The sequence below is a fragment of the Salibacterium lacus genome (genome assembly GCF_042684865.1).
In the GTDB taxonomy this organism is placed as follows: domain Bacteria; phylum Bacillota; class Bacilli; order Bacillales; family Marinococcaceae; genus Salibacterium; species Salibacterium lacus.
On sequence record NZ_JBHUML010000002.1, the window covers coordinates 467254 to 481855 of the forward strand.

Sequence of the window (14602 nt, forward strand, 5' to 3'; positions counted from 1 at the left end):
GAACCGGCATTCCCTTTTTGTTTCCTACGGATCAATCGGCTTTTTGTTTTGATCCAGTGTAAACCCTTCTCCCGCTACATCCTGAACTTCGTTAATTGTCACAAACGCAGCCGGGTCGGCATGTTCGACCAGGTTTTTCAGCCGGACCAGTTCGTTTCGGGCCACCACGCAGTACAGCACTTCCTTTTCACTCCCGGTGAACGAGCCTCTGCCCTGGAACAAAGTGGCACCGCGGTTCATTTCTTTTAATACCAAATCTGCGATAGCTTGCGGATGCTCCGAAATGATAAAAGCCGCTTTAGCTGAATAAGCCCCCTGTTGGATAAAGTCAATGACTTTGGCGGCAGTGAAGACGGCAACGAGCGTGTACATCGCCTCTCTGTAGTCCAGATAAATCAAAGAAGAAGTAATGACCGCCGCATCAAACATAAAAAGGGTCCGGCCCATGCTCCAGCCGAGGTATTTCACCCCGAGTTTGGCAATAATATCCGACCCGCCGGTTGTCCCCCCGAAGCGGAAGACCAAACCGAGACCACTGCCGATGAACACACCTGAAAACAGGGCGGCCAGCGTCATGTCTTCCTGCAGACTGAAATCAAGAAGAGGAAACAGCTGAAACAGCCATAAGAAGAACGAAAGTCCGACGGTTCCAATGATGGTGTAAATAAAGACGGTTCTCCCAAGGATTTTCCAACCGACCAGAAAAAAAGGAAGGTTCAATACAATGTTGGAGACGGCCGGGTCGATATTCATTAACGAATAAAGAATCAGTGTAATGCCGGTGAATCCTCCATCCGCCAGATTATTCTGCATGTTAAAATAGACGAGTCCGAAAGCCATTACAGCGGAGCCGAGAACGATAAAAACGATGTTTTTGATATGCTGTGTCATGGAATTACTCCTTTTTCTGCCGGACATTTGAACCCAGTATATTATAATGAATAGAACAGTACGGCACAAGGATCCCGGTGATTGTCAAACGAATAGGAATTCGATACGATAAAAGAGAAGGAGAGGGATGGACCATGGATTCAAAACGGATGCAGGATATGCAGCAGGAAGTCGAAAAGCATATCGGACAGTATAAAGAAGGGTATTTCAGCCCACTTGCCATGATGGCCCGGTTATCCGAAGAAACAGGAGAATTGGCAAGAGAGATTAACCATTATTATGGAGAAAAACCAAAGAAGGAATCAGAACAGGACAAGCCGCTTGAACAGGAAATGGGAGACATTCTATTTGTCCTCATCTGTTTTGCCAACTCTTTACATATCGATCTGGACGAAGCGTTTGACCTGGTAATGGATAAATTCCGGACGAGAGATGCCGGCCGGTGGACAATGAAAGAAGAAGGAGAGAAATAACATGACAAGTATTATTATTGCCGGACCACGTGGAAAAATGGGAAAAGAGGCCGTGCACCTCGTGCATGAAACCGAAGAATTTGAACTGGCAGCTGTTGTGGACTCCAGAAATGCCGGAAAAAAACTGCGCGACCTTGCCGGTATGCCGGATGAACCGGCTCTTGTTTATGACGATATGCAGACGTGCCTCGAAGAAACAGAGGCCGACGTTCTTATTGATCTGACGACCCCGGAAGCCGGAAAAAAACATCTGGAACTGGCACTTGATTATTATGTACGGCCGGTTGTGGGTACGACCGGTTTCACCGATGAAGACATACAGCGGTTAAGACAAAAATCAGAAGAAAAAGAAATGGGAGCTGTTATTGCCCCGAATTTTGCGGTCGGCGCTATTTTAATGATGAAACTATCGCAGATGGCTGCCCGTTATTTCTCTGATGTTGAAATTATTGAAATGCATCATGACAATAAACTGGATGCTCCCTCCGGTACAGCTGCCAAAACAGCGGGCATGATTAATGAAGTCCGCCCCCCGAAACGACAGGGCCATCCGGATGAAAAAGAGCAGCAGAGCGGTGCGCGCGGAGCTGAAACGGATGGAATGCGGATTCACAGTGTGCGTCTTCCGGGACTTGTTGCGCATCAGGAAGTGCTTTTCGGAGGGGCCGGACAGTCGCTCAAAATACGTCACGATTCCTACAACCGGCAGTCTTTTATGCCTGGTGTTAAACTGGCGGTGGAGAGTGTCCTGCAGGTAAAGACACTCGTCTACGGGCTCGAAAATCTAATGGAATAGAGGTGCCTTCCGTTGAATATTGCTTTAATTGCGCATGATAAAAAGAAAGAAGACATGATTCGGTTTGTGCAGGCGTATGAACCGGTGTTACGAAATCACCAGCTGCATGCCACCGGTACAACGGGTTCCCGCATTGAAGCAGAAACCGGCCTTCACGTTCATAAGCATTTGTCGGGTCCTCTTGGCGGGGATCAGCAGATTGGAGCGCTCATTGCCGAGAACAATATGGACCTGATTCTGTTTCTTAGAGATCCATTGACGGCCCAGCCGCATGAACCGGACATCACGGCGCTTCTCCGGCTGTGTGACGTGCATACCATACCGCTTGCGACAAATATGGCGACAGCTGAAGTGCTCGTGAAAGGTCTGGATCATGGTATGCTTGATTTTCGAAATGTACAGCGGCGCAGAGAGGACGCGGATTATGAGTAGGAAAAGACTGCTTTGTATCGGCGCTCATCCGGACGATGTGGAAATTGGTATGGGAGCAGCAGCAGCGAATCATGCTGCAGCAGGCGATATCGTGTATATATGCTCTTTAACGAAAGGAGAATTGTCCTCCAACGGAACGGTGGAAACAAGGCAGCAGGAAGCCGCAGACTCCGCCGCTGTTCTGAAAGTCTCCGGGCGGTATCAGCTTGACTTTCCCGATAGAGCAATCACGAAAACACATGAACAGTATAACGTCCTGATTGAGACGATTCGGGAAGTGAAACCTGATGTTGTGTTTGCTCCATATTATGAAGACCGCCACCCTGATCATTCGGCATGCAGTGTGGTGGTGAGGGAGGCATTGTTTGATGCAGGGATTCTTAAATTTCCTGAAGTGACCGGCTCCCCTCATAAAACAACAGCTTTTTATTACTATTTTATCAACGGAATCGGGCTTCCCGACTTTTACGTTGACACAGCGGCGTGGCAGCAGCATAAAGAAAAGGCTCTTTCCTGCTTTCAAAGCCAGTTTGTAAAAACTCGAGGCAGTATATCCACACCATTGACGGAAGGCTATGTCGAGAGCGTGCGGGCAAGAGACGCGGTTTTTGGGAAGCAGGCCGGAGCGGATTATGCTGAAGGGTTCAAAACTGCTTCGCCGCTCGTTTTATCCTGCATCCCGTAAAGGAGAACACTATGGCGTTTAAAATTGGTATCACATGTTACCCGACCGTCGGCGGTTCGGGTGTCGTGGCGACAGAGCTTGGAAAACTACTGGCAGAAAGAGGACATGAGGTTCACTTTATTTCAACGAGCCTTCCGTTCCGTCTGAATCACACAAATCCTAATATTTATTATCACGAGGTGGAAGTGAATCAATACGAAGTGTTTCAGTATCCTCCGTATTCCCTGACACTGGCGAGCAAGATGGCCGAGGTTGTAAAAAGAGAAGGGCTCGATATTCTGCATGTTCATTATGCCGTGCCCCACGCTGTGTGTGCACTCCTGGCAAAAGATATGATTGACGACGATGTCCAGGTGGTAACGACCCTGCACGGCACCGATATTACAGTGCTTGGACACGATCCATCGTTAAAAGATATTATTCGATATGCCATCAACAAATCCGATAAGGTGACGGCGGTGTCACAATCTCTCGCTCAGGAAACAAAACACATGCTGCAGACATCAAAGCCAATTGAAACAATCTATAATTTTATAGATGAACGGGTATACAGTGACGAAAACCCTCCGGAGGATCTCCGGCTTTCCTATGGTATAAAAAAGGAGGACCGGGTCGTTATTCATATATCCAACTTCCGGCCGGTCAAACGGACGGTGGATGTTGTGAAAGCTTTTGCTGCTATGCATTCCCGCGTGTCGTCTGTATTACTGATGATCGGAGATGGTCCGGAGAAACAGGCAACCTGCCAGACAGCAGAAGACCTTGGCATTGCAGAGCGGGTGATGTTTCTTGGCAGTCAAAAACAGGTCGCGGATTTTCTGAATATCTCGGACGTCATGCTGCTTCTTTCTGAAAAGGAAAGCTTTGGGCTTGCCGCACTGGAAGCAATGGCGTGCGGAGTACCGGTGATCGGCACAGACGCAGGCGGTATACCGGAAGTTATTGCTGACAGGAAAACAGGCTTTATCACAGCGGTTGGGGACCCGGAGAAAGCCGGAGCTGCAGGAGCAAAACTGCTGGAAGACTCTTCACTGTACGACATGATGTCCCGAAACAGTAAACAAAGGGCAGCGGAAGTGTTTGGATCAGAAAGCATCGTCCGGCAGTATGAAACGCTCTATGAAGAGAGCGGATTTTCCCGGATAGCGCAGAAAAACTGAAGGTGGAAGCGATATGTACCTGAAAGGTTCAGCCTGGAGTGCGGCACTGGAAACTCTTGAATTTTTGGAAAAAAACAAGGTTAAAGGGTATGTCACAGGAGGAGCTGTACGTGATACGATGCTTTCGCGTGAAATCAGGGATATTGATATCGTACTGGAAGCATCGCCTGATATGGTCCTGCACCTGTTCCCGCAGGCAGTACAGCCTTCTTCGTCTTTTCCTGTATTTATCGTTCCCCGGCACGGCTGCGTGTTTGAAATTACGACGTTCCATCCAGATCAGCAGTCGCTTCGGATGAACCTTGAGCGTCGGGATTTTACGATGAATGCAATGGCCGTGGATAGAAGAGGAAATCTTATTGACCCATGCGGCGGGCAGAGCGATATAAACAGGCAGCTGATCCGTTCTGTTTATCCTCCGCTGGATCGTATGAAAGAGGATCCGCTCCGGAGACTGCGGGCGTTCCGATTTGTTTCTGAATTCGACTTCAGTCTGGAAGAATCAACCTGGCAGGCAGTATGCGCGGATGAATGCGGTCTTCAGAATACAGCAGAAGAACGCATTCAGCGGGAAATTGAAAAAATGCTCGAAGGCAGGGCGGGATCGAGAGCTTTAGAGCTGCTGCTTGCTTCCGGTATCGTGAACGATTTTCCCGTTTCCATCAAGCCGCGTTACATCTTAACAAATCACAAATCCCCGGAACTGGCGGATTTTTCAACAATGGAAGAAAAGTGGGTGGTATTTTTCTTCCTGTTGTACAGCGAAAAAGCAGGTCAGTTTGTAAACAGATGGCCCATGAAAAAAAGTCTCCGAACCCGTATCCGCCACATCATCCATGTTTGTACCGCCAATCCGGACGGGGTGAACTGGGACACAGAAATGGTTTACCAAAACGGTTGGAGAACTGCCATCCAGATTGAAACGGTCAGTCAATGGCTGACAGGTGTCCCAAACAGCAGAAGACTGGAACATATCATAAATCTTGCGCACTCACTCCCCATCACGTCCAGGAATGACCTGAAAGTAGATGGAGCCGATATTGTCAGGCAGCATCCCGGTCTGCCGGGAAGGTGGATTGGTCATCTTCTGACTTATCTGGAAGAAGAAGTGCTGCAAGGACGTACTGCCAACAAACGGGAGGAATTACTATCCCTTGTAAAGGAGAAACTGTCACATGAGAGATAAGCTGCTGCAGGTGCTTGAAGATACAGCGGATGTCTATGTTTCCGGTCAGGAGATCAGCCGACAGCTTGGCATTTCACGGACCGCCGTCTGGAAGCATATGGAGGAATTAAGGAAGACCGGCTATGAAATTGAAGCGGTTCCCCGGAAAGGATACCGTTTAACCCACACCCCCAACTTGGTGAGTGCTGATGAAATCAAAGCACGACTCCATACGAAAACACTCGGTCAGAAGCTGGTGTACAAAGAGGAGGTCTCTTCTACTCAGGAAGAAGCACATAAACTGGCGGGAAAAAATGAACCGGATGGAACAGTAGTCGCTGCTGATAAACAGTTTCAAGGAAAAGGGAGATTGGACAGGCCCTGGGTCTCTGCTTCTGGAACGGGACTTTGGTTCAGTATTATACTGCGCCCTGATATACGGCCCCAGTATGCCCCGCAGTTGACGCTGCTGGCAGCCGTCGCTGTAACAGAAGGCATCACCAACGCCTCCGGACTGCATCCCCGTATCAAATGGCCGAATGATATTTTATTGAACGGGAAAAAAACAGCCGGCATTCTGACCGAGATGCAGTCGGATCCGGACCGCGTTCAAGCTGTAATCATCGGTATAGGGTTGAATATTAATCACAAGATAGATGATTTTCCGCCTGAACTGCAGTCTAAGGCGACATCCCTGGCGCTTGAGAATAAGGGTACTGCGTTCCACCGTGCTGATATTACGGCTTCTGTTCTGAGAAGTCTGGAGTATTGGTATGAGATGTATCTGACAGACGGGTTTGGGGCAGTGCGCAGACGCTGGGAAGAACTTGCCGATACAGTCGGAGGCCATGTCCGGGCTGTGAGCCGGTTAAAAACAGTGGAAGGGTACGCCGAAGGAATCACAGATGACGGCGTTCTTCTGATCAAACAGGAAGACGGAACGATAGAGAAAATTTACAGTGCTGATATTGACTGAAGCTTGAATATGATATACTTATGATGCCCGTAGAGACGAAACGGCCGGGGTGAAACCTATGACGAGAAAATATGTCGTTATTGATACGGAAACGACAGGAAACGCTCCTAAAAAAGGAGATAAAATTATTCAGATAGGAGCGGCTCTTATCGAAGACGGCCGAATAGAGAAGGTATGGTCTTCGTTTATCCAGCCGCATTCTTCCATTCCTCTCTTTATTCAGCAGCTGACCGGCATTTCATCCGAAGACGTGAAAACAGCTCCGGAGTTTGCCGAGATAGCTCCAATGCTGCAGGAGTGGCTGGAAGACTCTTATTTTGTTGCTCATAATGTTCCCTTTGATCTTCAATTTATTAATAGTGAATTTCAGCAGGCGGGGTTCCCGCCTTTTCAGGGAAGTGCACTGGATACAGTGGAGCTGTCCCGCATTCTTTTTCCGTCTGCTCCCGGGTATCAGTTGTCCAGACTAACCGAGTGGCTCGGCATTACCCACAGTCGTCCTCATCAGGCTGACAGCGACGCATGGGTGACCGCTTCTTTACTGCTTCAGCTGCTGAATAAACTGAGCAGCCTGCCGGAAACGACGGGGAAATGGCTTCATTCACTCGCATCACATCTTGAAAGTGATGTATCGTCTCTGATGAGAGAGCCTGAAATGAAACAGCATAACGTTGTTGATTCCAATGTCCCGTGGATGGAATATAAAGGGCTCGTTTTTAAAAAGCCGGAGCAGGATAACATGGACCGAGGTGAAATCCAAGGCCGTAATGGAGAAGAAGACACATTTTTTTCTTCAAACGGAGCTCTCGCTGCCGCCGGCAGGGAAACCTTTGAGTACAGAGAAGGGCAGGCAGACATGGCACGCAAAGTGGGTCGTGTTCTGAGTGAACGCCGACACCTTTTGGTCGAAGCCGGGCCTGGTATCGGCAAAACACTGGCTTATCTCGTGCCGGCCCTTTATTTCAGTAAGCGCACCAGACAGTGTGTGCTTGTTTCTACGAACACCATCGCGCTGCAGGAACAGCTGATGCAAAAAGAACTGCCTTTACTGAGACAAGCTGTTCCGTTTTCCTTTTCGATGATTCTTTTAAAAGGAAAAAGCCACTATCTCTCCCTGCGCCGGTTTCGTCAGGCAATCGGGACACCGGCCGGGTCTTATGAGGAAGTCCTTACCATCGCGCAGATACTGGTCTGGATTCTTGAAACAGATACCGGCGATGTGGAAGAGATTAATATTCCGGGAGGCACAGGCAATGTGTTTTGGGAAAAAGTATGCACGGATGACTTGGATAAACGGGGGCATTTTCCATCATGGGAAGCGCTCGATTACTATCCGCGCGCCGTTCAACAGGCCGGACAGGCTGATATTGTAATCACCAACCACGCACTGCTCTTCACAGACATGAAAAACGGAGGAGGGCTGCTTCCATCCCATCAACATGTCGTTATCGATGAAGCTCATCATCTGGATGAACTGGCTTCCCGGCACTTAGGCGTGGAAATCAGTTATTTTCATTTGAATCAGGCTCTGAACCGGCTTGGTGTACTGGAAGACACGGGACTATTTCAACGCCTTTTCGTCCTTGAGCAGGAAAAAGCGCGGGCGTACTCCATGGCCTGGTTTCAAAAACGTCAGGATTATTTCACGCTATTAAAGTATGAAGTAGATGAATTGTTCCGGATGGTACATGAATTTTGTCTCCATCAGTCCGAGCCCGGGCATACGGATGTCGGACGGCTTTCGCTGCGATATTTTCCGGAGCATATGCACCATCCTTCGTGGTTTGGAATACAGGAAGCATTAGAGCGGGTTCTTGCTGTTTTTTCAGAAGAAATACATGAGCTTAAGGCTTTCAGTGCCAAATTTTCCTCCCGCGTTCACCCGGATGCAGACGGGAACGGACTGCTTCAGGATTTTTCTTCGGCCCTTGAGGAAGCGGTCTCCCTGTTTGATTATCTTCATTCTTTATTTATGATAGAAGATTCCAATCATGTGTACTGGATGGAAGTGGAAAAGAAAGGGGCAGCCAATGCGGCCTACCTTTACCGGAGACCGGTCAACGTGTCGGATCTGCTGGCCGATCAATTATTTGCGGAGAAAGACAGTGTCATTATGACTTCTGCTTCCCTTACATTGAAAGGTTCCTTTTCCCACGTCATTACAAAATGGGGACTGGAGGATTTTGTGCCTGATACGATGCAGCTTTTCAGTCCATTTCCGGTGCATGAGCAGGCAAAACTGCTCGTGCCGCGTAATATGCCTTCTGTGAAAAAACGGTCGTTTATTACGGAGATGGCTGAATTTATTTTTCACACCGCACATATTACCGAAGGGAAAATGCTGGTGCTTTTCACATCGTTTGATATGCTGCGGCGGACATACGATCAGCTGAAGCAGTGGGATGATGACAATCAGTTTTCTTTTATCGCTCAAGGCGTGAAAAGCGGCAGCCGTTCACGCCTGATGAAAATGTTTAAGCAGCAGGAGCAGGCCGTACTGCTCGGAACGAATTCCTTCTGGGAAGGAATTGACCTGCCCGGGGAGGATCTGAGTTGTCTTATCATTGCAAGACTTCCATTTCCGCCTCCGGATGAGCCGATGACCCAGGCGAGAATGGAAGCCGCAGAAAAGAACGGTTTGTCCTCTTTCAAAAATGTATCCCTTCCCCAGGCTGTACTGCGGTTTAAGCAGGGTTTTGGAAGACTGATCCGGCACAGGGAAGATAAAGGAATTGTTGTTGTGCTCGATGAAAGAATGATGACAGCCGATTACGGACAAACCTTTCTGGAATCCATTCCAAAGCTGCCGGTGGCCCATCAGCCCGTCGATCATCTGTTGGATGACATAGCTTCATTTTTTTATGACTGACAGGAGGTGTGTGTGTTGCAGCACTTCATCATTGAACATATTCATCTGCTTCCGGATGGGAACAGAGAATCCGTACAGAGAAATTGTTACATGGAAATCAAAAAGGGGATAATTACGGAAATAAAGTCGATGCCGGTGCCAAATGACAAGCCTCATTCCATCCCGCGCGTACAGGGGAGAGGCAGATGGGTGCTGCCGGGGATGTACAATACACATATGCATACCCCCATGACGCTGTTGAGAGGAACAGCCGATGATGTTCCTCTTAAACAATGGCTTGAAAAAGAAATATGGCCCCGGGAAGCCAAGCTGGAGCGGAGTATGGTACAGGCCGGTACGGATCTTGCCCTGGCCGAAATGATTCGTTCAGGGACGGTGGCTTTTCTGGATATGTACCATCTTCATATGGATCATGTCTTTGAACGAACGTACGATACCGGAATGAAGGCCGTTTTGAGCCGTGGTATGATAGGACTCGGTGACCGGGCGGCCTGGCCGGCCAAGCGTAACGAAGCGGTGGAACTTGCGCTTTCCTGGAACAAGAGAGGGGAAGGAAGAATAAAAGGCATGCTCTTCCCCCATGCCCCTTATACGTGTCCTCCCGAATTCATGACTCAGATCACAGCTGCCGCACAGGACCATAACCTGATGATCGGCACACATGCAGCAGAAACAGCCGGAGAAGTGCAGGATTACAAAGCGGAATATGGACGTACACCGGCCGTCCACCTGGACGAGCTCGGCTTTTACGAGCAGCAGGCGGTACTGACTCATGCCGTTCACGTCTCCGAAGAGGAAACAGCCCTTTTAAAAAAGAAGGGCGCCTTCATTTCCCATAACCCGATGAGCAATGCCAAATTAGGTTCAGGCACGGCTCCGGTTGGACGCTTTCTTGAAGCCGGTATCCCTGTTACTCTTGGAACGGACAGCTCCGCTTCCAATAATAATCTGGATATGTTTCAGGAAATGAGAATGGCCGCTCTTCTTCAGAAAGGAATTCAAATGGATGCCGGCGCAGTCAGGGCAGAAGATATTTTCCGGATGGCAGCTTCCAATGGGGCAAAACTCCTCGGTTTTGATGGAGATGGACTGCTTCAGCCCGGCGGTCCTGCCGATTTTATTATGCTGGATGGTGATCAGCCCCACCTGCAGCCGGATGATCACATGGCATCTCATGTGGTGTATGCCGCTTCGGGTCAGGACGTTACGGATGTATTTGTCGATGGGAACCAGCTCATGAAGGACAGGGAACTCCTAACAATCGACGAAGAGCGGGTATTATACAATGCCCGGTACTGGCATAAAAAACTGGAGCAGAAATGATGATACTATGACAGGACAGAAAGGAAGTCCTTTATGAAGCGCCGGCTTCTCCTTACAGGATTAGCACTCATACTGACGGCAGGTCTCTTTTATCTTGGGTATACGATTATACGTTCTCCGCTTGCCGAAACGCTGGACGAAGCAGAGAATATCGTCCTTGCTGAAGACCATGTCGAATCGGTGCAGGAATCCTTCTACTACCACGGAAATGAAACGGTGCACAGCGTCTCTGCCGAATTATCGAACGGTTCAAAAGAATGGTTTTTTCTGAAGGAAGGCAGTATTATTCTGCGCCTGCCGGCAGAAGACAGCATATCGTCCTCCGAAGCAGAAGAAATCGTTCTCAACCGCTTCAACAGGCAGCATGTCCGCAGCATAAAGCCGGGTCTGGAAAATGGCAACCCGCTCTATGAAGTGACGTTTGAAGATGACAATTCCCTTTATTATTACTATTTGTCGATGGAAAACGGGGACTATATCAAACGGTACAGCATTCAGAAATCCGGGTGAAATGCTGCTGGAAGGGAACGCTCAAAAAGTGGGAATTACCCTGCACCGGGCAGATACTGCTTGAATTTGGACAAGGTTTTTATTACACTTACGATAACCTGTTTTGTAACGTAACGAGGAGGAATAGAGAATATGGAACTATCTAAAAGAGTTTCGGCACTCAGTCCGTCTTCCACGCTGGCCATCACGGCAAAAGCCAAACAATTGAAAGCCGGGGGACATGATGTTATAGGTCTTGGTGCCGGGGAACCTGATTTTAACACGCCGTCATACATAATAGAAGCTGCGGCAGCATCCATGAGGGACGGGTATACAAAATACACACCGTCCGGCGGGATGCCGGAATTGAAAAAGGCTGTGGCCGATAAATTTGAAAAGGACCAGCAGCTGACATACAGGGAAGATGAAATTATCATAGGCAACGGGGCGAAACACATTTTATATACGTTGTTTCAGGCTCTTCTGGATGAAGGAGATGAGGTCATTATCCCGGCTCCCTACTGGGTGAGCTATCCGGAACAGGTGAAACTGGCCGGAGGCGTTCCGGTGTTTGTTAAAGGCGCCGAAGACAACCATTTTAAGATCACGGCAGAGCAGTTGGAAGATCACGTCTCTTCTTCCACGAAAGCGGTCATTATTAACTCACCCGGCAATCCAACAGGAAGCATGTATTCAAAAGAAGAACTGATGGAGCTGGGACAGACCGCTTTGAAACACAATCTGCTTATCGTTTCCGATGAAATCTATGAAAAATTGATTTACGGAGATGCTTCCCATGTTTCGGTGGCCCAGCTTTCGCCGGAGCTGAAAGAACAGACCGTGCTTGTTAACGGGGTCTCCAAATCCCACTCGATGACAGGGTGGCGGATTGGTTATGCCGCGGGGAACCGCAGCCTTATAAAAGCAATGACCAATCTGGCGAGTCACTCGACATCCAATCCGGCTTCAAGCTCCCAGTTCGGGGCACTTGCCGCCTACACGGACGATGACGGGTCTGTGGAAACAATGAGACAGGCATTTGAAGAAAGACTGAATACTGTATATGATAAACTAATAGATATACCGGGTGTTTCGTGTGTGAAACCCGAGGGAGCCTTTTATCTGTTTCCGAACGTAAAAGAGGCTGCCGGTAAAGCCGGATATGAAACCGTGGATGACTGGGTGGAGGCGCTTCTTGAGGAAGAAAAAGTGGCGGTTGTTCCCGGAAGCGGCTTCGGTTCTCCGGACAATATCCGACTTTCCTATGCGACCTCACTTGACTTACTGGAACAGGCACTGGAGCGGATAAAAGCTTTCATTGAAAAAAAGAACGCTGAATCGTAAAGCAGAACACGCTGTATAAGACAGGCTTACCATTTTGCTCTGCCCCCTGATTCCGGGGGGTTTTTCTTTGACAGGAGATAAGAATAAAAGCCGGACGGTCCGCGAAAGGGGGAAGGACATATGAATCAGGAACAGGCGCTTCATTTACTACGGTACGGGAGCACCCCGGTTTCCAATCTTCTTTTTGATTATTATGCCGGAATCGGTCTCAACGAAAAAGAAATGATGATGCTGCTGCATATTCACCGGTTTATAGAAGACCATCATCCTTTTCCAACCCCGGGCGAGTTGTCTGAACGGATGGCGATAACAGATGATGAGTGTTCGAATCTACTTCGTACCCTGATAAACAATGGGTTTTTGGATATGCACAAAAAAGAAGATGACAATCAGGTCATGTATGAAACTTTTTCTCTCGAACCGTTATTCCGCCGGATTGTCGAAGCTTTCTACCGCCCCGCTGAGGACACCCGGGCCGAAGCCGATGAAGAAGGCGGACTCTACGAACTGTTTGAGCAGGAATTTGCCAGACCGCTTTCGCCGATGGAATATGAAACGATCAGTGTGTGGATGGATCAGGATAAATACAGTGCCGAGCTGATCAAAGCGGCTCTCCACGAATCGGTGTTGTCGGGGAAACTGAATCTGCGGTATATCGACCGGATTTTATTTGAATGGTATAAAAATGGTATTCGGACGAAACAGGAAGCAAAAACCCACAGTGAAAAGTTTCGTAAATCGACTTCTTCCACGGGAACAGCTTCAAAAGAAAAACTTCCTCATTATCCGAATATTAACTGGCTGGATGAACCATAAAAGGGCGGATGAACGATGCTGACAAAAAAACAGATACATGAAGTTCTGGAAACCATCAAAGAAATGTACCCGGAAGCCGAATGTGAGCTGCATCATTCCAATGCTTTTGAACTGCTCATTGCTGTCGTACTGTCGGCGCAGTGCACCGATGCACTGGTGAATAAGGTCACACCGGGACTGTTTAAAAAATATAAAGAGCCGCAGGATTATCTGGAGGTATCCCAGGAGGAACTGGAACAGGATATACGATCCATCGGACTTTACCGGAACAAGGCAAAAAATATTAAAAAATTATCCGCCTCGCTTCTGGAACAGTTTGAAGGGGAAGTTCCCCGTTCAAGGGAGGAATTGATGAGTCTTGCCGGTGTCGGCAGAAAAACAGCCAACGTGGTGGCATCTGTTGCTTTTAAGACACCTGCGATTGCTGTAGACACGCATGTGGAGAGAGTCTCAAAGCGTCTTGGCATCTGCCGCTGGAAAGATAATGTGCGGGAAGTGGAAGAAACGCTGATGAAAAAGGTACCCAAAGAGGAATGGGCTGATACGCACCACCGTCTTATTTTTTTTGGCAGATACCACTGCCGGGCAAGAGACCCGCAGTGCGCGTCGTGTCCGCTCCTGCATTTATGCCGGGAAGGACAGAAACGAATGAAACGGGGGGAGATCCAGCATGCATGATAAACTGATGATCCCCACCCGTCTTGCTGCAGCACCTTTTTATCATCAATACACTGTGGAAGCGTCTTTTCTTCAGGAAAAAGGAGCTCCGTTCCGAGAAGAAATTTTATGGGAAAACGGCTGCATGGATGAGGCTCCGTGGGATAATCCCCTGACTTTTGTTCCCACATTGTTCGAGGAGTGGGAAGAGCGTCTGAACGTTCTTGATACGTGTTACGCTAAACGGGATACCGTCTCCGCTGAACCTGTCATGATAGAACAAACAGCAGCGCTGCTGTCTGTTCTGTCATGGATGAACAGATGCCGGGTGCCGGGAGCGGATCCGGATGTCTTTGCCGCCGCTTGTGCAGATATGAGAAGGATGCCTTCCAACGTCGGCGGAAGGCTTTCTTTTATTGTAAGCAGACCATCTCATCATCACAGTTTCATGCAGCTTCGCAGTCTGTTTGTGGAGAGCAGAAAGCAGTTTACTCTTGTAAAGATTGAAGAAAAAAAATAAACGGTT

The 14602-nt window shown here is 48.6% G+C and carries 15 protein-coding genes; 14 read left to right on the forward strand and 1 reads right to left on the reverse strand.

Features of this window, described 5'->3' with window-relative positions; all coding sequences use genetic code 11:
• Positions 1-24: 24 nt before the first annotated feature.
• Complete coding sequence (locus tag ACFSUB_RS03215; protein ID WP_380711735.1) at positions 25-891, reverse strand: YitT family protein; 867 nt, start codon at positions 889-891, stop codon at positions 25-27.
• A 134-nt stretch (positions 892-1025) separates the two neighbouring features.
• Between ACFSUB_RS03215 and ACFSUB_RS03220 the strand changes: the two genes are divergently transcribed.
• The 14 genes from ACFSUB_RS03220 to ACFSUB_RS03285 all read left to right on the forward strand — a co-directional run bounded on the left by ACFSUB_RS03220 (position 1026) and on the right by ACFSUB_RS03285 (position 14596).
• A complete protein-coding gene (locus ACFSUB_RS03220; RefSeq protein WP_380711736.1) occupies positions 1026-1364 on the forward strand; it encodes a nucleotide pyrophosphohydrolase in 339 nt (112 codons plus the stop codon).
• 1 nt (position 1365) lies between these two features.
• Positions 1366-2160: a 4-hydroxy-tetrahydrodipicolinate reductase gene (dapB, locus tag ACFSUB_RS03225; RefSeq protein WP_380711737.1), complete on the forward strand. Its 795-nt coding sequence runs from the start codon at positions 1366-1368 to the stop codon at positions 2158-2160.
• A 12-nt stretch (positions 2161-2172) separates the two neighbouring features.
• On the forward strand, positions 2173-2592 hold the full coding sequence (gene mgsA / locus ACFSUB_RS03230; protein ID WP_380711738.1) for a methylglyoxal synthase: 420 nt from the start codon (positions 2173-2175) through the stop codon (positions 2590-2592).
• On the forward strand, positions 2585-3277 hold the full coding sequence (gene bshB1, locus ACFSUB_RS03235; RefSeq protein ID WP_380711739.1) for a bacillithiol biosynthesis deacetylase BshB1: 693 nt from the start codon (positions 2585-2587) through the stop codon (positions 3275-3277). The genes mgsA and bshB1 overlap by 8 nt, the downstream gene beginning before the upstream one ends.
• An 11-nt stretch (positions 3278-3288) precedes the next feature.
• On the forward strand, positions 3289-4437 hold the full coding sequence (gene bshA / locus ACFSUB_RS03240) for an N-acetyl-alpha-D-glucosaminyl L-malate synthase BshA (RefSeq protein WP_380711740.1): 1149 nt from the start codon (positions 3289-3291) through the stop codon (positions 4435-4437).
• Between the two features lie 13 nt (positions 4438-4450).
• Positions 4451-5623, forward strand: coding sequence for a hypothetical protein (locus tag ACFSUB_RS03245; RefSeq protein ID WP_380711741.1), 1173 nt, complete (start codon positions 4451-4453; stop codon positions 5621-5623).
• Positions 5613-6578, forward strand: coding sequence for a biotin--[acetyl-CoA-carboxylase] ligase (locus tag ACFSUB_RS03250; protein WP_380711742.1), 966 nt, complete (start codon positions 5613-5615; stop codon positions 6576-6578). Before ACFSUB_RS03245 ends, ACFSUB_RS03250 begins: the two co-directional genes overlap by 11 nt.
• A gap of 58 nt (positions 6579-6636) precedes the next feature.
• Complete coding sequence (gene dinG / locus ACFSUB_RS03255) at positions 6637-9447, forward strand: ATP-dependent DNA helicase DinG (protein ID WP_380711743.1); 2811 nt, start codon at positions 6637-6639, stop codon at positions 9445-9447.
• 15 nt (positions 9448-9462) lie between these two features.
• Complete coding sequence (locus ACFSUB_RS03260; protein ID WP_380711744.1) at positions 9463-10770, forward strand: amidohydrolase; 1308 nt, start codon at positions 9463-9465, stop codon at positions 10768-10770.
• A gap of 33 nt (positions 10771-10803) precedes the next feature.
• Positions 10804-11280, forward strand: a complete 477-nt coding sequence (locus ACFSUB_RS03265; RefSeq protein WP_380711746.1) for a PepSY domain-containing protein — start codon at positions 10804-10806, stop codon at positions 11278-11280.
• A 132-nt stretch (positions 11281-11412) separates the two neighbouring features.
• Positions 11413-12603, forward strand: a complete 1191-nt coding sequence (locus tag ACFSUB_RS03270) for a pyridoxal phosphate-dependent aminotransferase (RefSeq protein WP_380711747.1) — start codon at positions 11413-11415, stop codon at positions 12601-12603.
• A 120-nt stretch (positions 12604-12723) separates the two neighbouring features.
• Positions 12724-13419: a DnaD domain-containing protein gene (locus tag ACFSUB_RS03275; RefSeq protein WP_380711748.1), complete on the forward strand. Its 696-nt coding sequence runs from the start codon at positions 12724-12726 to the stop codon at positions 13417-13419.
• Positions 13420-13434: 15 nt separating this feature from the next.
• Complete coding sequence (nth, locus tag ACFSUB_RS03280; protein ID WP_380711749.1) at positions 13435-14097, forward strand: endonuclease III; 663 nt, start codon at positions 13435-13437, stop codon at positions 14095-14097.
• Complete coding sequence (locus ACFSUB_RS03285; RefSeq protein ID WP_380711750.1) at positions 14090-14596, forward strand: YpoC family protein; 507 nt, start codon at positions 14090-14092, stop codon at positions 14594-14596. The genes nth and ACFSUB_RS03285 overlap by 8 nt, the downstream gene beginning before the upstream one ends.
• Positions 14597-14602 lie beyond the last annotated feature (6 nt).